Source organism: Ornithinibacillus salinisoli, assembly GCF_042684965.1.
Taxonomy (GTDB): Bacteria; Bacillota; Bacilli; order Bacillales; family Amphibacillaceae; genus Ornithinibacillus; species Ornithinibacillus salinisoli.
In genome coordinates this window covers 166,091-189,076 of sequence record NZ_JBHUMI010000017.1, presented here as the reverse complement: position 1 = coordinate 189,076, position 22,986 = coordinate 166,091, and the positions used below count along the sequence as shown (strand labels likewise).

The 22,986-nt window shown below is 36.2% G+C and carries 22 protein-coding genes; all 22 read right to left on the bottom strand.

Annotation, left to right across the window (positions count from 1 at the left end; genetic code table 11):
* Positions 1-30: 30 nt before the first annotated feature.
* Complete coding sequence (locus ACFSTA_RS14875; RefSeq protein WP_377557569.1) at positions 31-474, bottom strand: IDEAL domain-containing protein; 444 nt, start codon at positions 472-474, stop codon at positions 31-33.
* Positions 475-620: 146 nt separating this feature from the next.
* Positions 621-1,070 (bottom strand): IDEAL domain-containing protein, encoded by a 450-nt coding sequence (locus tag ACFSTA_RS14870; RefSeq protein WP_377557809.1) that lies wholly within the window; start codon positions 1,068-1,070, stop codon positions 621-623.
* A 112-nt stretch (positions 1,071-1,182) separates the two neighbouring features.
* A complete protein-coding gene (locus ACFSTA_RS14865; protein WP_377557567.1) occupies positions 1,183-2,238 on the bottom strand; it encodes a hypothetical protein in 1,056 nt (351 codons plus the stop codon).
* Between the two features lie 111 nt (positions 2,239-2,349).
* Positions 2,350-2,706, bottom strand: a complete 357-nt coding sequence (locus ACFSTA_RS14860) for a DUF779 domain-containing protein (protein ID WP_377557808.1) — start codon at positions 2,704-2,706, stop codon at positions 2,350-2,352.
* An 87-nt stretch (positions 2,707-2,793) separates the two neighbouring features.
* Positions 2,794-4,314, bottom strand: coding sequence for an aldehyde dehydrogenase (gene adh / locus ACFSTA_RS14855; RefSeq protein ID WP_377557566.1), 1,521 nt, complete (start codon positions 4,312-4,314; stop codon positions 2,794-2,796).
* Positions 4,315-4,524: 210 nt separating this feature from the next.
* Positions 4,525-4,707: a cold-shock protein gene (locus ACFSTA_RS14850; RefSeq protein WP_377557565.1), complete on the bottom strand. Its 183-nt coding sequence runs from the start codon at positions 4,705-4,707 to the stop codon at positions 4,525-4,527.
* A 72-nt stretch (positions 4,708-4,779) separates the two neighbouring features.
* Positions 4,780-5,124 (bottom strand): helix-turn-helix domain-containing protein, encoded by a 345-nt coding sequence (locus tag ACFSTA_RS14845; protein ID WP_377557563.1) that lies wholly within the window; start codon positions 5,122-5,124, stop codon positions 4,780-4,782.
* A gap of 670 nt (positions 5,125-5,794) precedes the next feature.
* Positions 5,795-6,529, bottom strand: a complete 735-nt coding sequence (locus ACFSTA_RS14840) for a Cof-type HAD-IIB family hydrolase (protein WP_377557561.1) — start codon at positions 6,527-6,529, stop codon at positions 5,795-5,797.
* 17 nt (positions 6,530-6,546) lie between these two features.
* Entirely contained in the window at positions 6,547-7,734 is a 1,188-nt protein-coding gene (locus ACFSTA_RS14835; RefSeq protein WP_377557560.1) for an MDR family MFS transporter, read from the bottom strand.
* A gap of 378 nt (positions 7,735-8,112) precedes the next feature.
* Positions 8,113-8,709, bottom strand: coding sequence for a pyroglutamyl-peptidase I (locus ACFSTA_RS14830; RefSeq protein ID WP_377557559.1), 597 nt, complete (start codon positions 8,707-8,709; stop codon positions 8,113-8,115).
* A gap of 18 nt (positions 8,710-8,727) precedes the next feature.
* Positions 8,728-9,672 carry a 5-oxoprolinase subunit C family protein gene (locus tag ACFSTA_RS14825; RefSeq protein ID WP_377557558.1) on the bottom strand — a complete coding sequence of 315 codons (945 nt, stop codon included), beginning with the start codon at positions 9,670-9,672 and terminating at the stop codon, positions 8,728-8,730.
* A 65-nt stretch (positions 9,673-9,737) separates the two neighbouring features.
* Positions 9,738-10,508, bottom strand: a complete 771-nt coding sequence (locus tag ACFSTA_RS14820; protein WP_377557557.1) for a LamB/YcsF family protein — start codon at positions 10,506-10,508, stop codon at positions 9,738-9,740.
* Between the two features lie 28 nt (positions 10,509-10,536).
* The gene (pxpB, locus tag ACFSTA_RS14815) at positions 10,537-11,256 is read right to left on the bottom strand and encodes a 5-oxoprolinase subunit PxpB (RefSeq protein WP_377557556.1); all 720 of its coding nucleotides are present in this window, start codon (positions 11,254-11,256) and stop codon (positions 10,537-10,539) included.
* A 19-nt stretch (positions 11,257-11,275) separates the two neighbouring features.
* On the bottom strand, positions 11,276-12,481 hold the full coding sequence (locus tag ACFSTA_RS14810) for a CynX/NimT family MFS transporter (RefSeq protein WP_377557554.1): 1,206 nt from the start codon (positions 12,479-12,481) through the stop codon (positions 11,276-11,278).
* Between the two features lie 877 nt (positions 12,482-13,358).
* Positions 13,359-15,323: a TRAP transporter permease gene (locus tag ACFSTA_RS14805; protein ID WP_377557553.1), complete on the bottom strand. Its 1,965-nt coding sequence runs from the start codon at positions 15,321-15,323 to the stop codon at positions 13,359-13,361.
* 104 nt (positions 15,324-15,427) lie between these two features.
* Positions 15,428-16,423: a TAXI family TRAP transporter solute-binding subunit gene (locus ACFSTA_RS14800; RefSeq protein WP_377557552.1), complete on the bottom strand. Its 996-nt coding sequence runs from the start codon at positions 16,421-16,423 to the stop codon at positions 15,428-15,430.
* Between the two features lie 290 nt (positions 16,424-16,713).
* Positions 16,714-17,313, bottom strand: coding sequence for a GNAT family N-acetyltransferase (locus ACFSTA_RS14795; protein WP_377557551.1), 600 nt, complete (start codon positions 17,311-17,313; stop codon positions 16,714-16,716).
* A 238-nt stretch (positions 17,314-17,551) separates the two neighbouring features.
* Complete coding sequence (locus tag ACFSTA_RS14790; protein WP_377557550.1) at positions 17,552-19,579, bottom strand: HAMP domain-containing methyl-accepting chemotaxis protein; 2,028 nt, start codon at positions 19,577-19,579, stop codon at positions 17,552-17,554.
* Positions 19,580-19,614: 35 nt separating this feature from the next.
* Complete coding sequence (locus tag ACFSTA_RS14785) at positions 19,615-20,328, bottom strand: EAL domain-containing protein (protein ID WP_377557549.1); 714 nt, start codon at positions 20,326-20,328, stop codon at positions 19,615-19,617.
* 90 nt (positions 20,329-20,418) lie between these two features.
* Entirely contained in the window at positions 20,419-22,113 is a 1,695-nt protein-coding gene (locus tag ACFSTA_RS14780) for a methyl-accepting chemotaxis protein (protein WP_377557548.1), read from the bottom strand.
* A gap of 29 nt (positions 22,114-22,142) precedes the next feature.
* Complete coding sequence (locus ACFSTA_RS14775) at positions 22,143-22,499, bottom strand: response regulator (protein WP_377557547.1); 357 nt, start codon at positions 22,497-22,499, stop codon at positions 22,143-22,145.
* A 19-nt stretch (positions 22,500-22,518) separates the two neighbouring features.
* The gene (locus tag ACFSTA_RS14770) at positions 22,519-22,980 is read right to left on the bottom strand and encodes a chemotaxis protein CheW (RefSeq protein WP_377557546.1); all 462 of its coding nucleotides are present in this window, start codon (positions 22,978-22,980) and stop codon (positions 22,519-22,521) included.
* Positions 22,981-22,986 lie beyond the last annotated feature (6 nt).

The following is a 22,986-nucleotide window of genomic DNA, read 5'->3' as shown; positions in this document are numbered from 1 at the left end:
CCTATTTAAAAAGTGATATACTTCTTTTCTTTATAATAACTGCAATAATTGATGGAACGTTTTTTCATCTCGCTCGTCTAATGCTTTGTCAATTAACCGTTTCACGTTTAGCAACTCTAACTCATCGATGAGTATATCGACATTATCGTTTACATTTAAATCTTCTGCCTCAAAGATTTCATCAAAGTATGGTTTCGTAATAAAGTATAGTTTGATTAAGAAATCTGGTATATTAATTAATTCTTTCATCGAAATGTAAACAATTTCCTTATCATTTTGAAAGGCAAAGTCAGCATTTAGGTCTTCAATTCTTTTTGTTACTCGATCAATTTTTATTTCTTTCGCTTTTACCGGAATAAAATCATATATCTGATCTTCAATTAATATGGAAAAACATTGCTTTTCCAATGCAACATATAAAAGATCATCATCTTTTTTTATAGAATAGGGCTCTAACATCTTAACAATTACCATGAAAATTCCTCCCAATTCCCGTCTTCAATAAACTATACGAAAATTCTTATTTATTTAGATACCCTATTCATACGATATTAAACATAATTTTTAAAAAATAGGAAAAAAGAAGTATGTCTTATTTACATAGGACATACTTCTTATCGTTAAAGTAATTTTACTAATGTACGGAACGCTTCTTCATCACGTTCATCCAATGCATTATCAATTAATCGTTTGACATTTAAATGCTCTAATTCATCAATGATTATAGCGGTTTCATTTTCTTGCTCATTAGATTCCACATCAACACAGTTATAATATGGCTTTGCAATGGTGTGTAATTGGTACAAAAAATCCGGCAAAGAAAGTAGCTCACTCATTGTCATATATACGATATCTTTTCCTTTTTGAAATGCAAATCTTGCACCAATATTTTCTACTTTTCGGGTACTTCGATTTATTCGAATTTCTTTCGCTTCAACAGGTATAAACTGATACACTTTTTTATTTATTACAACAGCGAAATATTGATATGCCAATATAATTCGTACATAGTTTTCGTTTGACTTGATATAGTAAGGCTTGAGCATCTTAACAGAAATCAACCAACACACCCCCATTATTTTTTATACTCCCAATTTTCAGTTAATTAATTTTAACTCATAATCTATTAAATTACAAGTGGTATTTGATGGATAAGGAGTTAGCATCTTTGCAGGACATGACTTAATGAACTATTTTTTCAAGAATAAATGCTACTATTCGATCCATTTCGTTTTCGCTAATTACAAAATGCTGTTCCATTTGCTTTACATAATCACCAGCTTCTTGTAGATTCACAATACCTTTTTTCATATACGACTTATACTCATTATTGTACTTATCTATTTCTGTCGCATATTTCTCGTCAGTGCCTGGTGTCACAAGCGCTTGGTAAAGGTCGACAATTTCATCATCTTCTTGCATTGGAAAAAATTCATGGGGATCTGTACTATCGAAAATACAAAAATCCAGGTCACGAACGAGTACCATATCAATACTGTTTGGATCAAAACTACAATGGTATAACTCAACATTTAATCCATGGTGCCTACAAGCATTGCTAATCTTTTTCATAAATGTTGATTTCCCAGTACCTGCTCGACCTTTTATAAAATAATTTTTTGGTTGCCTGTTTAAAATATCTGGAACGACATTTACGACTCCCTCTTTCGTATTCGTACCAAACAATCGATCGAATACTTTACCTTTGCCATTTTTCTTTGGTATATTAGTCAATAATTTATCAATAAATTCATCTGCAAATTCATTGGCACGGTCAAAGTTCATTTCATTAATATAAATTTCTTCTAAATCATCATGAATTTGTAATCCAGTTCTAAAATTTGCATACGAAGCTTCTGTTAACTCATGAGCCTTCTCTTTTGCCAGTTCATACATTTCATTTTTAGGTATTTCTTCAGATGAAAAGAGATTTAGATCAATTTCGATTGCACCATTAAGATTACTTGTTGCTATTGTATCAATGACCACAGCAATTGATTTGTCTCGAACAATGACACCGTCTAAAAATTCACTACCTAAAGGGCTAAGCAGGACTTCAAGCGTATTATCACCTTCATACTTCTTCATTATTTTTTTGATTAATGCCGTTTTTAATGTATGAGATGGGTGTTTTAAAATGATAACATGATTAAAATCCGCTACATTCGAAGCTAAAAAGTTTACTAACCCTTCCGCAGTATTTCCACTGACATAATAGGAGGTTGTAGAATTGTTCAAAGAGACACTTCCTTTTATTATTTATTTAATCTATGTATATTGTGTAAGGTAAGTGATTTATTCGTTAAATTTTAGGGGGTCAGACCCCTTGTCCCACTTGTCCCATGCATATCAGCTTTTTAATACGCGTTTTTCTTCCTCGGTAAATACCCTTGATCTCGTCAAAAATCGCTTGCCTTCTGGACCTTCTAACGAAAACATGCCACCCCTACCATCAACAACATCTATAATAAGCTGGGTATGTTTCCAATATTCATATTGATCTTTGGAAATATAAAATGGTGTGCCCCCAATCACTCCCAAAAGGATATCTGATTCACCAACTCGAAATTCTCCTCGTGGATAGCACATTGGTGAGCTACCATCACAGCATCCACCAGATTGGTGAAACATTAGATCACCGTGTACCTCTTTCAATTTCTCGATTAAACGTAACGTTTCTGCAGTAGCCGTCACTCGATCAACCAATTCCTCCAACCCCTTTATTATATTTCTACCAATATATGCAAAAAAGGAGCTACCGTTTCCCAATAGCTCCTCCTATTTAATATATTTTTAGAAAAAACCAACAGGACCTTCACTATAGCTAACGAGTAAGTTCTTCGTTTGTTGATAGTGCTCCAGCATCATTTGATGGTTTTCACGACCAATTCCGGATTTTTTATATCCCCCAAAAGCAGCATGTGCTGGATATTGATGATAACAATTCGTCCATACTCGACCTGCTTCAATTTCTCTTCCAAAGCGATATGCAGTATTTATATTACGTGACCATACCCCTGCACCAAGTCCATACAAAGTATCATTGGCAATTTCTAAAGCTTCTTCATGATCTTTGAATGTAGTAACAGATAACACTGGACCGAAAATTTCTTCTTGGAAGATTCGCATACTGTTATTCCCTTTAAAAATCGTCGGCTCCACATAAAAACCGTCAGCAAGCTCACCCTCTAGCTTATTTACATTACCACCGATAAGAACTTCTGCGCCCTCCTGTTTTCCTATATCTAGGTAGGAAGTGATTTTTTCCATTTGCTCAAGTGATGCTTGTGCCCCCATCATCGTTTCTGTATCTAGAGGATGACCAATCTTAATTTGTTTTACTCGCTCGATCGCCCGTTCCATAAATGCATCATAGATCGACTCATGAACTAAAGCTCTGGATGGACATGTACATACTTCACCTTGATTAAGAGCAAACATGACCATACCTTCAATTGCCTTATCCAAACAGCCGTCATCTTGATCCATTACATCCTCAAAGAATATGTTTGGTGACTTTCCGCCCAACTCTAAGGTAACTGGGATAATATTTTCAGATGCGTATTGCATTATCAAACGACCGGTTGTTGTTTCCCCTGTGAACGCAATTTTAGAAATACGACTACTAGAAGCAAGAGGCTTACCAGCTTCTACTCCAAATCCATTCACAATATTTACAACACCTGCTGGTAATAAATCATGAATTAATTCCATTAAAACATGAATGGAAACAGGTGTTTGCTCAGCTGGCTTTAATACGACACAATTCCCTGCTGCTAGTGCTGGTGCTAACTTCCATGTTGCCATTAGTATAGGAAAATTCCATGGTATTATCTGTCCAACAACACCTAGTGGTTCATGGAAATGATAAGCTACCGTATCATTATCAAGCTGACTAATTCCACCTTCTTGCGCCCGTACGGCTGCAGCGAAATAACGGAAATGATCAATAGCTAACGGTAAATCTGCTGCTAATGTTTCTCGTACAGCTTTCCCATTATCCCATGTTTCCGCAACAGCAAGCATCTCTAAATTTTCTTCCATACGATCAGCAATTTTATTTAAAATATTTGCACGTTCCGTAACCGATGTAGTACCCCATGCTGCTTTTGCTGCATGAGCTGCATCAAGCGCTGCCTCGACATCCTCCTTCGTAGATCTTGCCACCTCACAGAAAACTTGTCCGTTAACAGGGCTAACATTTTTAAAATAGTTCCCATTTGCGGGAGCTTGGTATTCACCTCCGATAAAGTTATCATATCGTTCGTTGAAGTTTACTAATGCATTTTCTGTATTCGGGTTTGCATACTTCATTTATTCATTCCTCCTCCTAATGTAATCCCTTACAAAACTTTGTTGAAAAATCTAGTAGAAGAGTAGACTCTATTAGAAAGTATTCAGTTAGAGACTAAAATATTCCATTTTCATACAAAATAAAAACAATCCCGATATTCACTAATAACATCGAGATTGCACTTATCATGACATAACAAATTTCAACTTTATTTGGTACGTTTACTATTCTTATTTAATTTCTGGAAGCACTCGTACTTCCTGAGTCATTGAAGATTGACATAACGGACATTTCGGCTCATCATTAAAACTCCACGACTCGCGCATCCAGCCGTTACAGTCTTCACTTGTGCAAGACCAAATCGCAGTCTCTACTTCTTGCACAGGTTCTTTTGGTCCACGTGAAAAAGACATGACAGCATCCCCTTTCATCGTTCTAATTTTATTATACTCTTTTTTCTGATACAATGAAAGGAATGGGGAAGATTATTTGTTTGTTGCCTTCCAGTTTAAAAATTCAACATACTTTTGAAAGTCTTCCATATCTCCATGGAGCGTACCATTCTGAATAGCGTTTTGTAAGAGAAAAACGATTTCTTCATTAAGTTCATTCTTCCATTGCTTTTCAATAAATGTTTCATCACCTAAGAGGTATTCCAAGGAACACCCTAATGCATTAGAAACTTTTGTAAGTACCTGCAATGATGGATTTGTTCTAAGATCTCTCTCTAAGTAGCTTAAATACGACTTTGATATACCTGACATTTCAGCAAGAACCGTTAACGAATACCCTCGATCAAGTCTCAACTTATTAATACGTTTCCCAACCATGTCCATTTCTCCTTCATACATAAATAGGCAATTTGATATGTACATTATAACGAACAATCCATTCTTTATAAAGTAGGTGTTTGTATAGTAAATAGCAGTAAATAGGAGAAAATCACAGAATGTCGTTCTTTTTAGCGAATTTTTGACTTTTTTAAAAATTTATTTGGAATAGTTTGCTACTATTTTTATATAGAATACGAAGCAACTCATTATGAAAAACGTGGTGAAAATTGAGATTAAATGTACTGTACCAAACCTCGCTCCAGAAATACACTTCGCTTTCCGCGGGCGGCTGGTGAGCCTCCTCGTGCTACGCACTGTGGGGTCTCACCGATGCCTTTCCTCCCGCAGGACAAGGAACGCTACGTCAGCGACACATCGCACGCAGAAAAAGTGGTTTTCTTTTTCAAGGAGTCTACGTGTATTTCTTCCGCTAGAATATGTGAAATCTTTCATTATTTCTTCACATAAATGTCTATTACATATGAATTACATTAGATATTTTGGTTAAAGTAATTGGAGCCGTGGAAAGCGACTGCCCGTAGCGAAAAACACATTGAAGTTACTGCGCAGTTTCTATCAACTACGAATTTTTTTCATTTTTTCAACAATCTATTAGAAAACAGCCAATAATAATAAATAAAAAGCCTCTAGAAAGAGACTTTTCAATTCAGGATAATACAAATCGTTCGATTGCCTTGGCTACACCGTTATTGTTATTTGTATCTGTTACATAGTTTGCGACTTTTTTGATGGCATCTTGCGCATTCCCCATAGCTACTCCAACACCAGCTTCTTGAATCATTTTAATATCGTTCAGGCTATCTCCTACTGCCATTACATGATCCATAGTAATTCCAAGTTCTCGGCAAACTTTTTTCAAGGCACTTGCCTTACTAACTCCTTTTGGATTCACTTCAATATTTGTCGGCAATGAATTTGTTAATTCTAGTCCGTTCATATATGAGAGTTCTTTAACCATACGATCTAACTTATCTTTATCAAATGAATCACAGCCAAATTTTAACCATCGATGCTGGAAAAAATCCTCCGGTCGTTCCCCATGATATACGTTCTCTGTTGAAATCATCCACATCTTGACCCCTATTTCTTCTCCTAGCTGCCACATTTTTTCAACAGTAGATGCATCAAGTAAATGCTGTTCTAGCAATTCTTTCTTCATCGTCCATATTTCTCCACCATTACATGTAACGAGATAAGATGATAGGTTTAAAGTCTCCGCATACGGATAGCAAGATTGTAGCCAACGTCCCGTACTTAATACGACATGTATCCCTTTATCCAGTGCCTGTGTAATTACCTGTTTCGTATAATCAGTCACTTCCTCATCCATATTCAGTAATGTTCCGTCCATATCAAGTGCAACTAATTTTACTTCTGACATGTAGATTTCTCCTTTACTTACTTAGCTTGTGCTAATTCTTTTTCTGGTCGAACCCCACGATCGAACAGCTTCGTTGTAGCAAATGGAATAAATAATAAGAACAGCAGTACAAAAAATAATAATTGAATATGATATACATCTACGATTAATCCACCTACAACTGGTCCAACCATCCGCCCAGCGGCAGCAACACTATTGACAAATCCTTGATAGAATCCAGCTCTTCCTTCCGGTGCCAGTTCATTTGCTAATGTTGGAATTGCTGGCCATACAAGAATTTCTCCAATAGTTAAAATCACCATCGCAACGGCAAACATTGTAAATTGTTCTGCAACCATCGCAATTACGAAAGATAATATCAATATAAAGTTACCAATATATATATGTGCTTTAATAGACGTTACCTTCTCTGTTACCCATTTTACCAAAGGTTGCATTAGAACGATAAGAAAACCATTTATTGCCCATAGCGTACTATACTGCTCCAACGGTATACCAATATCCTGCGTATGGGAGGCTATTGTGGACTGCCACTGACTATAAGCCAACCAGGTGACAAAAAAACCACTACTTAAAATGATTAATGCAATAAATGAAGACTTGTTTTGTATCTTTTTACTCTGCTCAATGACAGATGTATGCATTTGTCGATTTCGTTCCTGGTCCATTCCTTTAAATGTAAATAAGACCATACAAAAAAATACTGCAAATAGAGAAGCATTTGCTATAAAAATATAATCGAATGAAATACTGGCAACATACCCACCAATTGTCGCACCTAAAGCTACACCTAAGTTTTGCGCAACATAAATGGCATTAAAAGCACGTCTTCCACCTTGTGGCCATACAGATCCTGCCATCGCAAACATAACTGGCCCCGTAACCCCAGAACCTAAACCAATAACAATAAGTAAAACCGAATATGGAACAATACTATGATTGAATGAAAGTATTATAGCAGCAGATAACGCAAGAAACGTACCAAATAGTATTGTTTTATAGGCACTAAACTTATCGAACAATATTCCACCAATCAAATTACCAACAATCGCAGCACCTTGGTTAAACATTAAAATGACCCCTGCAAAAGCTAGACTTTTACCGAGCTCATTATGCATGTAAATCGTATTAAGTGGCCATAAAAAAGAAGCCCCCGTTACATTGATTGCCATCGCAATAACTAACAACCAAATATATTTTGGCATCCTTATCATCTCTCAATCTATATATCGTCAACTCATTCTAATATATATAAATTTGTAAGGCAATGAGAAGGTTTTAAGAAGATGCCTTTTTCATTTTTATTATAAAACGATAAGTGTGCAGTAATCATTTTTAGAACTGAAATTAGCTTCCTATTGCTGTATGTATGATTACCACAGTTAAACACAGCCATAATGCTTGCTACTCGAATGTTAATTGTAAGCAATATACGATTGGATTATTTTGCAATTACGACACCTCAAATATAAATAAAATGCCACCAATATAAATTACTTTTCGATTGTATAAATGAAGAATAATACTTTCTTTATACTATAATCGAATAATAAAATAAATAGGTGGCATTAAAAAAAATTAACTTATAAACATGAGATTGATATTCTTACAGCTTTCTCCAAATCGCTTTGTGCCCAACTTGGCATATTCTTTTCAACCGCTAATTCATGAGAGGCTGGGATGTGAATGAAACCAGATGGTCTGTTAACATTTTGCATTTTAAAGTAGTGCAGTCCATGATACATCACATTATTACACAAATAAGTACCTGCCGAATTTGATATTTTTGCTGGAAGATTTGCATTTTGTAATGCACTTACCATATCCGTAATTGGTAAGGTAGTAAAAAATCCATCTGAACCATCCGCATATATTTTCTCGCCATTTGGTTTATGTCCATTATTATCTACAGGACCATCATTGCAATTTATTGCAATACGTTCTGGCGTGATACAGCTTCGTCCTGCCGCCAATCCTAATGAAATAACAGCATCAGGATTGTGTTTTTCAATTAATTCCAGTAATTGTTGACCAGATTTATTAAAATCGACTGATAATATCTCACCAATTATTTCATAATCATTTATCGTTTCTCCATGTAATGATTGCGCTATTTCTGTTGTTGGGTTAATAGGAAACTCCAAAAATGGTTCGAATCCTGTTAATAGTAATTTTCTCATTGTAAGCACCCTTCTTAATTATTGTAAAAACTTACGAAATAGTTCTAAATTCTTTAAAAAATTTTCCATATTTATTGCGCGTTGTTGCGCCTCTTCGATTGTAATAGAATAAAAAGAGATCTTACCTCGTGGTACGAGTTGAGCAACATGAGGTATATCGCTGGAGATTATGGTACCAATACGTGGGTATCCTCCAGTAGTCTGCCGGTCCGCCATAAGTATGATTGGTTGTCCATTCGGTGGAACTTGAATACTACCAAAAGGAATCGCATCAGACCATATACTAGACTTATTCTCCCAAATTTCATGCTCTGTTCGAAGACGATATCCCATTCGATTCGAATTAGCATCTAAAGTATGGGTGTTCTTGTAAAACGCTTCTCGTTCCGATGTTGTAAACAATTCCGTATGTGGTCCTTCCATCACAGCGACTTGAATACTTTTCTTATACGTTGGAATGGCGGGTTTAGTTAATCCTATGCCAGCATTCGTACGGATTGGAAAACCATACACTGTATCATCCATCTCCAGAGATGAACCAAAGCCACTTTTCACATCGGTAGATTTACTACCGAAAAAGGATGGACATTCCAATCCTCCTGCAACTGCAATATAAGTATACACTCCTGAATGTTGGCGACCAAACGTAATATGATCACCTTTTTCTACACGGAACGCAGTCCAAGTTGGTATTAGTTTTCCATTCAATTTCGCTTCAAGGTCTGCACCGGTAATGGCAATAGTTACTGGATGTAGTACTACCAATTGAGGACCAATTAATGCTACTTCCATACAGACCTCATCTCGAGGATTACCTACTAATATATTGGCTACTTGCAATGCAAATCGATCCATTGCTCCTGACATAGGTACCCCAAAGCGCTGATAACCTATTCGGCCTGTATCTTGATATGTCGTCAATAAACCTGGCTTGTTGACACGAAAAAGCGCTTGACTTACCACGATTGTTACACCTTCTTCAATGAGTTTGTGGACATGGGAATAATAAACATGTGTGTACCTTCAAATTAGATTTCATTTCCAAAGGCAACTATTTGAACACCTTTTGTCCCTAAACGATCTCTCAGTTTATTCACAAAATCTATTGGATCAGAACCATCTCCATGAATACAAACTGTATCAGCTTCAATATCTATGATATTACCGTCTATGGTTTTCACCGTACCTTCGCTAACCATTCGGTCAACTTGGCTAATTGCTATATCCACATCCTCGATAAGCGCTCCTGTTGCACTTCGAGGTGTTAAGCTTCCATCTAACTGATATGTACGATCGGCAAATACTTCGGAAGCTACGGCTAAACCAGTTTCTCTACCAGCGTTAATTAATTCACTACCCGCTAGTCCAAACAATATTAAATTAGAGTCGAGATCGTATACTGCTTGAGCAATTGCATCTGCTACTTTACGGTTTCGAGAAGCAAGATTGTACAGGGCACCATGTGGTTTTACATGCCTTAGCGTAACATGATGTATGTTACAAAAGGCCTGCAAGCTACCAATTTGAAAGACTACGAATCGATATATTTCCTCTGGTGAAAAATCCATCATTCTCCTACCAAAACCCGCCAAATCCGGAAAACCTGGATGAGCTCCAATGGATACGTTATATTTTTTTGCTAGGCGGACTGCTTGATCCATAACATGTGGATCACCAGCATGTGCACCACAAGCAATATTAGCGGATGTGATAGTTGGCATGATTTGTTCATCTGAACCTATTTTATAAGCTCCGAAACTCTCTCCCAAATCACAGTTCAAATCAATGAATTTTTTCATGAAGTAGCCCCTCCAATATATTATCATATCATTTCTTTTGCTCTTGTTTCACTTTGAAAGTTCCATTTCCCATTTGTTTCACAATGTTGTCATATTCTTTCTCCGTTATTTGATAGAAACGAATGAGATCACCCGCCTTAAATTGAAAAGCATCTTGCTCATAATTTGGATTAAACAATCGAATTGGAGTCCTGCCAATGATATTCCAACCACCTGGAGATGCCAGCGGATAAATTCCCGTCTGCTCATGAGCGATTCCGACTGCACCTGCAAATGTATTACTTCTTGGCTCTTCCAAACGTGGAGTTGCCAATTTAGTAGGTAATCCACCAAGGTAAGGAAAACCTGGTAAAAATCCCATCATATATACCAAATAATCCGGTTCTTGATGAAGCGTAATTACCATTTCAGATGAAATTTCATTGTACCTTGCAACGCGCTCTAAATCCGAACCAACTTCTCCACCATATAATACTGGTACATGAAGCAATCTTTGGGTAACTACTTTTTGTTCTAGAGGCTTCAATGATATCCATTCCAATTCTTTCATTAATTCTTTAAATAATATTTTAGTAGGATCATAATAAATAGCTATCGAATTAAAAGCTGGAACCCATTCAATTACACCATGAATTGCAGCTTTTTCTAATTTCAAGCAAAATAGCTGTATTTTTTTATTTAATGTTGGGGTAACTTCACCATCGAATTCTATTTTAATTGCAGAATCCCCCATTGCAGTAATCTTCATGATGACCCACCTCCATTACTCACAAAACATACCGATTTCGACCAGCTCTCAACCCAAACAACACTACCATAAACGACACAATAATTAATGATACTAATGGAACCATCCACATGTGAGTAAGATCATATAAATAGCCTATTAACATCGGTCCTATAGCTGCTAATATATACCCGAATGATTGAGCCATGCCTGATAATTCCGCAGCTTGTTTGGCATCCCTAGCACGCATCGCTAGAAATGCTAGTGCTAAAGCAAAGCTTCCACTTAGTGCAAATCCAATTAATATCGTACTAATAATCATAATTGTATAAGAAGACCCAAGTAATAACCCAGCATAACCACTTATAGCGAATGCTCCCATAGTAAGAACAATTCCTCGTTGTGATGCAAGTCTTCCAGCAATGATTGGAACTAAAAAGCTTGCCGGTAAACCAACAAACTGCGTAAACGAAAGCATCCAGCCCGCGGTTTCCATACTCACGCCATAGTCATGTAAAATTTCAGGTAACCAAGATATTGTTACATAAAATAAAAAAGACTGTAGCCCCATATAAGCAGCAACCTGCCATGCAAGTGGTGAGTGCCACATCCTATTATTTCTCGTATGTATGTACTTCATGCCATTATTCAAATCTACTTTTCTACGGTTTGCAAGATAACTCCACAGGATGATCCCAATAATAGTTGGGATACTCCATACGAGTAATGCCTTTTGCCAACCGAGATTGATTCCACTTGCTAAAGGAACACTTAATCCTGATGCTCCAGCAGCAAAAATCCCCATTGCAGTAGAATACACGCTCGTCATCAAACCAACTTTTAACGGGAAATTTTCCTTTACTACACCTGGAAGAAGTACGTTACAAATCGCAATTCCTAGTCCAACTAGTAAAGTTCCGACAAATAATAAAACCATAACTGAAATAGATCGAATACAAATACCTACAAATAAAAATACTAGTCCCAAAAGTAATGCACGTTCATTAGTCAATCGATTTCCTAACCTTGGAGCAATTGGAGACATAACCGCGAATGCAATTAGTGGTAAACTTGTTAGCAGACCAACACTCCAATTCGATAAACCTACGTCATCACGAATAACACCGATTAGGGGACCGATCGAAGTTATAGCTGGCCTTAAGTTAAACGCAACAATAATAATACCAATAACAATGAAGATGCGATAAACCTTATCTTCTCTTGCACTAGCTTGTAGTGTATCCATGATGCTTCTCCCTTCAATTCACCTATGTTAACTATAGCATAATGAAGGAAATTAAGAAAAAAGTAGATATTGTATTATTTCCTCGGAAATAATCGAGTGCTGTCGAATTTTTGATTATACAAAAAAGCGGCTAGGACATCACTAAAACCTGCGACTCTAAAGACGAACGATTATACGGTAGTAAATTTAGAATGTTATTTTTTCAACGGTAAGACCTTAATTCTTAGTTGATAGAAACTGTGCAATAACTGCAACGTGACCATTGATTATTTTCTCTTCATATGGGTTTTCATCACTGCTATGAGCGACCATTTGACACTTTATTCTCTTCATTCGGGTTTTCATTACTGCTATGAGCGACCGTTTGGCATTTTTTTCTCTTCATTCGGGCTTTCATTACTGCTATGAGCGACCATTTGACACTTTATTCTCTTCATTCTGGCTTTCATTACTCCTATGAGCGACCGTTTGGCATTTTTTTCTCCTCATTCGGGTTTTCATCACTGCTATGAGCGACCGTTTGGCACTTTACTCTCTTCATTCTGGCTTTCATTACTCCTATGAGCGACCGTTTGGCATTTTTTTCTCTTCATTCGGGTTTTCATCACTGCTATGAGCGACCGTTTGGCACTTTACTCTCTTCATTCGGGCATTCATTACTGCTATGAGCGACCGTTTGACACTTTATTCAGAAGCACGCCATCTTTTTAAGTTATGTCGCATTCTATGTATGATTAACAACAAAGTAAGAAAACACCCCAAAAGAAAAAATCCAAACTAATTCGAATTCTAATAGAAGAATTTTGAATTTTATAGTTTGGATTTTTCTTTGACTAAAGCACTTTTGCCCCAGCCTCTCCATTCCTATTCACTTACTTTACACAGAACCTTGCAAAACAGTTCCGCCATCGTCTTTACGCTGTTTTTGCAAAAACCATACAGCTATCATAATTGAAATTCCAATTGCACTAGTAAGGATCTCAGGTAAGATCATTAAGATACCACCAGCAAATAATAAGATTCTTTCCCAATTTCTTGAATGACGGATAAAGAAACCAATAACAGCACTACTAACTGCCATAATCCCAAGTAACGCTGTCGTTACAGAAGTAATAAACAGCAGTGGTGTAGCATCTACTAATACAAGAATTGGATTATAGATGAATATATATGGAACGATAAAGGCAGCAATCGCAAGCTTTACTGCATTAACACCCGACTTAAATGGGTTCGCACCAGCTATACCTGCTCCAGCATATGCCGCTAAACAAACAGGTGGAGTAATATCAGCTACGATACCAAAATAGAACACAAACATATGTGCTGCGATTGGTGCAACACCGAACTCATTAATAAGTACAGGTGCTGCAATTGTTGCAGTGACTACATAGTTTGCAGTTGTCGGTAAGCCCATTCCTAAGATGATACATGCAATCATCGTGAAGATAAGTGCGAATGGTAAAATGCCGCCTGACAAAGCGATAATTCCTGCAGCGAATTTATTACCAAGACCTGTAATACTAACGACACCAGCGATAATACCCGCCGTAGCACAGGCTGAGATAACTGGTAATGCAACACGTGCCCCTTGTTCAAACACATCTATAATTTTTTTGAAATTCATACGAGTTTCTTTGCGAATAAAGCTTATTAAAAACGCTGCTAAAATACCCATGAGCGCAGCCCTTTGTGGTGTGTAACCAACTAGGATTGTTCCAACAATAATAAATAACGGAAGTAACATAAATCCATTTTTCATCATTAATTTACGGAAGCTTGGAAGTTCCGACTTCGGTAACCCATGAATTTTCAGCCTTTTTGCCTCAAAATGTGATCCGATAAAAATCCCAAAAAAATATAGGATGGCCGGAACTACAGCAGCCAACATAACTGTTCCATAGTCTACGCCTAAATATTCCATCATAATGAATGCTGCTGCCCCCATTAGTGGTGGCATGATTTGTCCACCAGTTGATGCAGAAGCTTCCGTCGCTGCCGCAAATTCCGGTTTAAAACCTGCTCGTTTCATCATAGGAATCGTAAACGAGCCAGAAGCAACCGTATTTCCTACCGAACTACCGGAAACCATTCCTTGTAGTGAACTAGCTGCTACTGCAGCCTTTGCAGTACCACCAGTGAATCTTCCAGTTAGGGCAAAAGCTAGATCGTTAAAAAATTGACCAATTTTCGTATGTACGAGAATAACACCGAAGAAAAGGAATAGGAAGATAAACTTTGCGGAAATTTGGATAGGAATTCCAAATACACCACTCGTTCTAAACCAAAGATTGGTAGTAATATCACTAAATGAGAATCCTGCGTGTGATAATACTGTTGTCGGAATAAACTTTCCATAAAGTGTGTACAGAATCATGATACTTGCAACTATAATAATTGGAACACCAACTGTACGTCTTGTCGCTTCAAGAAGTAACAATATACCAATAATCGCCACGATAATATCTAATGTGGTATATCCATTAATTGTTGCAAGGGAAAGTCTATCATAAAAAATAATCTTATGATAACCGGCATACATTGCAGTAAACGCTAAAGCAACGTCATACCATGGAATTGACTTTTGTTTTTTCTGCAATCCTTTTTTTGCCGGGAAGAGTAAAAAGATAATTCCTAGGGCTGTACCTAAATGAATCGCACCCTGTTGTTGGGAAGGTAAGACACTTGAGGCGGCTGTATATAAATGGAAAACTGTTAAGGATACACCTAAAAAAGTTATCACCCAGGCCCATTTTCCAATCTTGACACGGTAATTACTTTCTTTGTCATATTTCTCTAATATTTCCTGTGTATTTGCTTGCTCGACTGGTTTGTTTTCTTTCATCTAACCACATCCCTTCTAAATCTAGGTAGAAAGAAAGGGATCTCCACGAAGCAAAGATCCCAATCCTTTTCCAATAAGGTTAGTCGATGCTATGAAATTATCTTCTATTTCAAATCATCGAAGCTTTCAATACCAAATTCCTCACGAGTTACGATTTGAACAACTTCTGGATAAATATGACCAATGAAAGCTACATTTTCAATGGCTTCATTAAAGTCTCCACTTCCATTCACAGCATCAATTGCAGGACCATGAACAGTCATACCTAAGTGCATTTCATCGTTACCCATTTTAGCTAAGTTTTCTAAAGAAGCACCAGTTTCTCTACTTGTAACATTGATCCCGTCAATATTATTGTTCCAAACTGTAGCCATCTCCCCTCCAAGTGGGAAGTAAGTTCCACCTGAGCTTCCTGTTCCTAGAACTAATTCGGACGGTTGGTCAGAAACATTAATTTCTGCTATTGGATTATCAAATTCTAACCCTTGTTCTTCATAATACTTAGCAGCACCTGGATGGATAGGTAAGTTCTCTTCTAACCCATTCAATGCATTTTCTAACGTCATTTGAGCACCTTGTGCATGACTGATTTCATCAGAATTTTCGACCATTGCTTTCGCTAATTCATATCCTAACTCTTCACTAATCATATTAGTATTCCCCATAAGAATAGCGTATGCAGTAATAGTTGTAACGTCTTCTTCAAGGAAATCATATGCATCAGCTGGGATAACCATCTCTCTATAGGCACTGTTTTCCTCAATATATTCAATTGCATCACTAGAAAGACTTAGCATTTTCACGTCTCCAGCAGACGCCTGTAAGTTTTCTATGCTTCCAGCAGGTAATCCTAAGATTCCGACAGAAATATCAATGTTACCATCTTGAACTCCATCAGCAGCATCTCCAAATCCCTCTTCATATTCATTATAATCTCCATCTTCTAATCCGTAAGCTTCAAAAATAAGCTTAGATACAGTATTGGTAGCACTTCCAGCTGGTCCAATTGCAATATTTTTCGCCTCACCGCCACAAGCAGTAAGTAATAGCACCATACTAAAAAGTATACCAACAAAGCCTAGTAATTTCTTTTTTCTCATGTACATACCCCTTTTCAATATTTTTGTGCTTCCAAATGGCATCGCTTTCATATGTCACTGGTGAATGAAGTAATTAGTATGTACAAAGCACATGTATAGAAGCATACTATAATTATACATGTTTTCCCATAAAATTCAACAGTTTGTTCTCTATTTTCAGATTATTGTAAATTATGGATAGGTAAATATCCTGGATAGACGCTTAACTGAATCCCTGTTTTTCGAAAAGTAAAATACTTTACTGTATAACTTTTTCCTTCATATATTATTCCCCACTATTGTATATTTCTTCATTCAATATTAAGGATAAAAGTTTGTTCACTGGCTGTGTTTTTTATATAATCTTCTTGAAGAATACCACAAACCACACAGTCCTTGTATTGATTCTTGGCATTCCGAATCATATGTCGAATTACTCCTTCTTGCTGCATCCCGACTTTTCTCATAATTTTCCCAGATGCAGGATTATCAACGTTATGGGCTGCCGATATTTTGTGAATATTCATATGCTTAAAAGCAAATTCCACGACCACACGTAAAGCTTCCGTTCCATAGCCATGATTCCACCAGTTATAACCAAGTGAATAGCTTACTTCACAGTTATTAGTGGCAATATCAAAGTTATACAAATCGATTTCTCCAATTAGTTCCCTGTTACCCTTCTGCACAATACCCCAATAACAACATTCCTTAGAATCATATTCACTTACAATCTTAGCAACCCTTTCCATTGTTTCCGAAACTTTCTTATGTGCGGGACTTATACGATTGTCAGCTACTCTTTTATCTGAAAGCCAGTTGTCAAAAATGTTTTGAGCATCCTTGAGTTCCAACTTTCTTAGGATTAATCGATCGGTTTCAATTTTGGGTGTTCCTAAGTAATTTATCACTCTGTCAACTTCCTCCTTAGAAAGTACATATATTAAACTATTTCGAATCAAGTATATTTATAAGGTTACTATTTTTCCAAATAGATTAAAACACTTATACTTACTAAACCTACAATCATTACTTCTGCATCAATGAATGATTGTGAGGAGTCAACTTCCATATTGAAGATAGCCCGTAATAATACAATAAAATTGCACAGTGAATTCATATGTGAATTACTGTGCGATTTAGAATGTGTTAGTTATTTATTTTAAACCTATCTATTTCCTCTTGCATTTGCATGGAGTATGACTCAAGTTCACTAGCTAAGTTATTCAAATGCTCCATGGATGCCGTTTGCTCTTCAATGGAAGCTGATACTTCTTCCGTACCTGCAGCCGCTTCCTGACTAATGGATGCATTATTCATGATATTAGAAGATATTTTCTTTTCTTGTTCAATCATTTTTTCCATTAATCCCATTACTTTTTCTATTAACTCATTATTCGTATTTATCGTTTGCGAAATACTGCTAAACGAACTTCCCGTTTTATTTACAGATTGTTCTTGAGTCTGAATCACTTCATCCGTAGTGTTAATTAACGTAACAGTTGATTTCATTTCTTCTTGCATTTCTGAAATTAGTCCTGAAATATCTCCAAGTGCATGTTCTGTTTGTTCGGCTAATTTACGGACTTCATCAGCTACAACTGCAAATCCACGACCATTTTCTCCAGCTCTTGCTGCCTCAATTGCTGCATTTAAAGCTAATAAGTTCGTCTGAGTTGCTACATCTGTAATCTTCTCAACTATCTTACTAATATCCGTTGATCTGTTGTCAAGTGAATGAATAGCTTGAACCATTTCCTTTGTCATTTTTCCAGTTTTAATGGATTGATCTCGTAGTTCTGCAATAATGGTAGCCCCTTCTTCTGAAGCCACTTTCATTGATTTTGATTCTTCATGAATATTTCTATTTTGTTCTTCAATCTGTTTTATCATTTCTGATAAACTATCTGCAGCCTTCGTACTCTGTTCCATTAGTTCCGATTGATCAGCTGCACCAGACGCTATTTCTTCCATCGTTGTAGCTACTTCATTTGCAGATGCTGTATTCTCTTCGGCACTAGCCACTAATGTTTGCGATGCTTCTGAAACACTGAATGAAATAGTTGACACTTTCTGCATCATACCCCGCATTTGGTCTAACATATTTTTAAAACTTTGAGATAACTGACCTATTTCATCCTTTCGATTCGTATCTACACGAGCAACTAAGTTACCATTTTCTACTTCCTTCATCGTTTCTTGCAATTTCTTAATTGGGGTAGTGATTCTTCTCGTAATAAATATAGAAGCGGTAATTGCTAGTATTAGTACTACTCCCAAACTGATAGCTATCGGTAATATAATAGATCTTGCTTTTTGTTTAAATTCATCCACATAAACAGTTCCACCAATAATCCATTCAGTTGTAGGATTTTTAGCAAATCCCATAACTTTATCTTCGCCTTCCAATTGGTATTCAACAATTCCCTGCTCGCCACTCTCCGCTATTTTTTGAAAATATTCCTCTTGTGACTCGTCCTTTCCAATGTACTCACTATCCGGGTGTGCAATATAACTACCCGCATGATCCATTAGAACGGCATAACCTGTGTCACCAATTTCTATGCCTTCTATCATTTCAAGCAAAGTTGTAATGGTTACATCGATACCCATTACACCGATGAGTCTATCGTTAGTGTAATAAGCCTTGGCTGCAGTTACTACCATTTCACCAGTGGCAGTATCTTCATATGGCTCTGTCCAAACTGTTTCTCCATTTGCAGAAACAGCATCTTGATACCAAGGTCTTTCTTTAACATTAAAATCATCACCTAATTCCGCAACAGGATATACGATCATGTCGCCTGTTTCATCAATACCTGTATAAATATTTAAAATGGATTTATTACTTTCTCCTGCTTCTCCTAAATTTTGAATGATTTCTTCACGATTATCTGGATCATATTGGCTTAACAAATCTTTACGGATAAAAAGATCCAATGTATTATCTATATTTTGAAAAAACAATTCAAACGTATCATCCATCGTAACCATTTGTCCTTCTACACTTGTAGTTAATTCTTCCGTTGTTGTTTTTACACTATAGTTATAACTAACACCTGATACTACTACCCCAGCAATGATTATCAATAATATAAATGGAAATAATATTTGATTTCTAATTGATTTATTAAAAAAGTTTAAATTTAATTTTTTACTTTTTCCTTTTATTTTCATTAGGCATTCTCCTCATTCCTTTTTTAAAATGTTATCTATATATAATGTTGTACTAGGTCCGGTCTTCCAAAGTAATAGCCTTGCATCAGAGGTACACCTAAATCTTTAGCAGTTAAATAATCCTCTTCCGATTCTATCCCTTCAAGGACTACTGGTATATCGCTGCCAAAAAGTTGCATTATCAATTCAATCATCTTTTGTTTTTTATTCGATTTGGCTAAATTACTTGCATAAGCACGATCAATCTTTGCAATATTAGGCTCTATCTCAAGTAAGGATTTAAAACTTGATTCTCCTTTACCAATATCATCAAGAGCTATTAAATACCCACGTTGTTTAAGCTCTTTTACAACATTTTTTATTTCTGATAAATTCATTTCTTTGTCCTCTTCATTAATCTCAAACACTATTGAACTTGGTTTAATTTTGGAATGTAGTTTCGGGAGTTGGTTATAAAATGCTGGATTAATTAAAGTAGATGGATATATATTTAAAAATAAATAGGCGTCTTCCCATTTGGGTATATCTTTTAACTTGCTACATGCTTCAATAATGGAACTCATGTCAAGGTTAAATAAAAGATTCTTTTCTTTGTAATACTGAAATATTGATTCTGGGCTAAGTAAATCTTTAGAACGCAGTAGAGCCTCATATCCAAATACATCATTTGTAGATGTTTTAATGATTGGTTGAACAGCGTGATAAAATTTTTTATCGCTACATAATGTAACATTCTCTGACAAATTCATTTATTTGCACCCATTTCAAAACATTATATTTGAGAATTATAGTAAATGATGATCTGTATATAACAAACCATCATTTACTTTGCTTAGAAATTATAATTTAAACTGACGCACTAAGCCATTCAATTCCTCTGCTAACTTGGCAAGGTGTTCAGAGCTTCCAGCAACTTCTTCCATGGTACTTGTAGTTTGTTGTGAAGAAGCAGAAGTCTGTTCGATCCCTGCAGCTGATTCTTCAGATATTGCGGCAATTTCTTCAATGGAAGTACTCATTTGCTGACTGTTTGATGCAATAGTAGTTAAATTCTCAGATGCAGCTTTTATACTATTGGCCATCTCTGTCACATACATACTAATACCACTAAAAGTTTCACTTGTTGTTTGTAATGATTTCTTGCCATTCTCCACTTCTGTATAGCTTCCTTGTAGTGAATCTGATACCACTTTCGATTCATGTTGTATGCCAGATACGATTCTAGTAATATCGCTAACCGAGTTTGATACTTGCTCTGCAAGTTTTCTTACTTCATCCGCTACTACAGCAAAGCCTTTTCCATGCTCGCCAGCTCTAGCCGCTTCAATTGCAGCATTTAATGCGAGTAGGTTCGTTTGCTCTGCAACATCTTTTATAACTGTTACTAAATTGGAAATCTCTTGTGACTGATTATCTAAACCTTGAACTTTTTGAATAGCATCTTTCACGATATCATCAATTTTATTCATTTGGTTTGATGAACTTGTCATTAATTTACTTCCTTCATCCGTCATTCCTAATACATCCTCGGATGCCTTTTCAATTAATCCACCCTTTTCATTGGCTTCTTGAACAAGGTTTGTAAACGAACTCATCATGGACGCTAAGTCACTAGCACTGTTAGCTTGTGTTTCTGAGCCAGATGACAGTTCCTGCATCGTTGTCGCAACTTGCTCCGTACCAGCTTTAACCTCATTCGCGGATTGTGTGAGCTCTTCACTTTGGGAAGAAACCACTTCTGATACAGAATTGATTTGTGTCAATAATTGCCTCATGCTTTCATTCATTTCGTTTGTCGAAGTTACTAGTTGTCCGATTTCATCTCTTGATTTCGGTTCAAGAGGAGCATTATTTAAATTACCATCTGCAATTGATTTCATTCGCTCCATCAGTGTTTTTATCGGCTTAGATATAGATTGAGAAGTAAAGATAGCTATGAATATACCAATGATTATTATTGCTATGGATAAGATAATTCCAATTATTAAAGTGATTTCACCTGTTGATATTATATCTTTGCCTTCTTCGTTGATTGCTTCCTCTCTAATAGTTGACATTTCATGTAAACTATCCATTAATTCTTCAGAAAGTGGTTGTACATCATCCCTCATAATCTCCAAAGCTCGTTCTTTATCACCACGATCATAGGCTGCAAATACTTCGTCAGTAAATGTTCCCCATTGTATCTTCTTATCTATTATTTCTTTAATCTGATCCGATTCACTTAACTCTAATACCTTATTTTCTAGTGCAATACTTTCTTCCGTAAAACCTTCAAACTTATTTCTGAATTCTGGGTCATCATATAATAGATACCCTCGCAATAATGCTGTTCTTTCCGCCATATCAAAAGATAACTTCTCGTCAGCAATTAATAATTCCATCTCTTTTTCTACGATATCCTTTGTATTTGTCATTGTTTGATTAACTGCATAATAATTATATCCACCCATAATAATTGCTAATAATATAATTAATGAAAAACCGGCTAATAGCTTCGTACGAATACTTTTAAATTGTAATCTTTTTTTCATTTTTTTCACCCTCACCATAATCTAAACACCTACAATACTTTTCCAACAGATTCTTTAATACGCTCTGGAGTAAACGGTTTTACAATAAAATCCTTAGCCCCAGCTTGAATTGCTTCCACTACCATTCCTTGCTGCCCCATTGCAGAACACATGATTACTTTCGCTTCTGGGTTTAACTTTTTAATTTCTTTTACTGCGTCTACGCCGTTCATTTCAGGCATTGTAATATCCATTGTCACAAGCTCAGGTTGTAGTTCCTGATATTTGTCAACAGCATCTTGCCCATTTTCTGCCTCGCCTACGACTTCATGTCCTAATTTTGTTAATATGTCTTTTAATTGCATTCTCATGAATGCTGCATCATCTGTAATTAATATTTTTGCCATCTAAACTACCTCCAGTTTCCTACTCTTCAACGACTTCTTTCACTTCTGTTGTTTCTTCTAAGTCTATTATTTGTTCTAAATCTAGTAATATTAATAACTCATTTTCTAATTTAGCAACACCTTTTAAATACACCTCATGAACTCCACCTATCATCTTCGGTGCAGGCTCAACCAACTCTGTTGCAATATCAATAACATCTGTTGCTGAATCAACGATTAGACCAACTTGAACATCTTCCACATTTACAATCAATATGCGATTTTCATTAGTCATTTCCGTTTCAGTAATGTGCAGGCGTTCTTTTAAATCAATAATTGGGATTGTCTCCCCACGTAGATTGATCACACCTTTAATAAAATCGGATGTTCTCGGTACTTTTGTAATTTCCTGTAGCTTTTCTATCGAAAGTACTTGTTGGACATTTACACCAAACCGCTGTTCCTTTAATGTAAAAACGATTACTTTCATGTAGTTTTCCATTCTGTT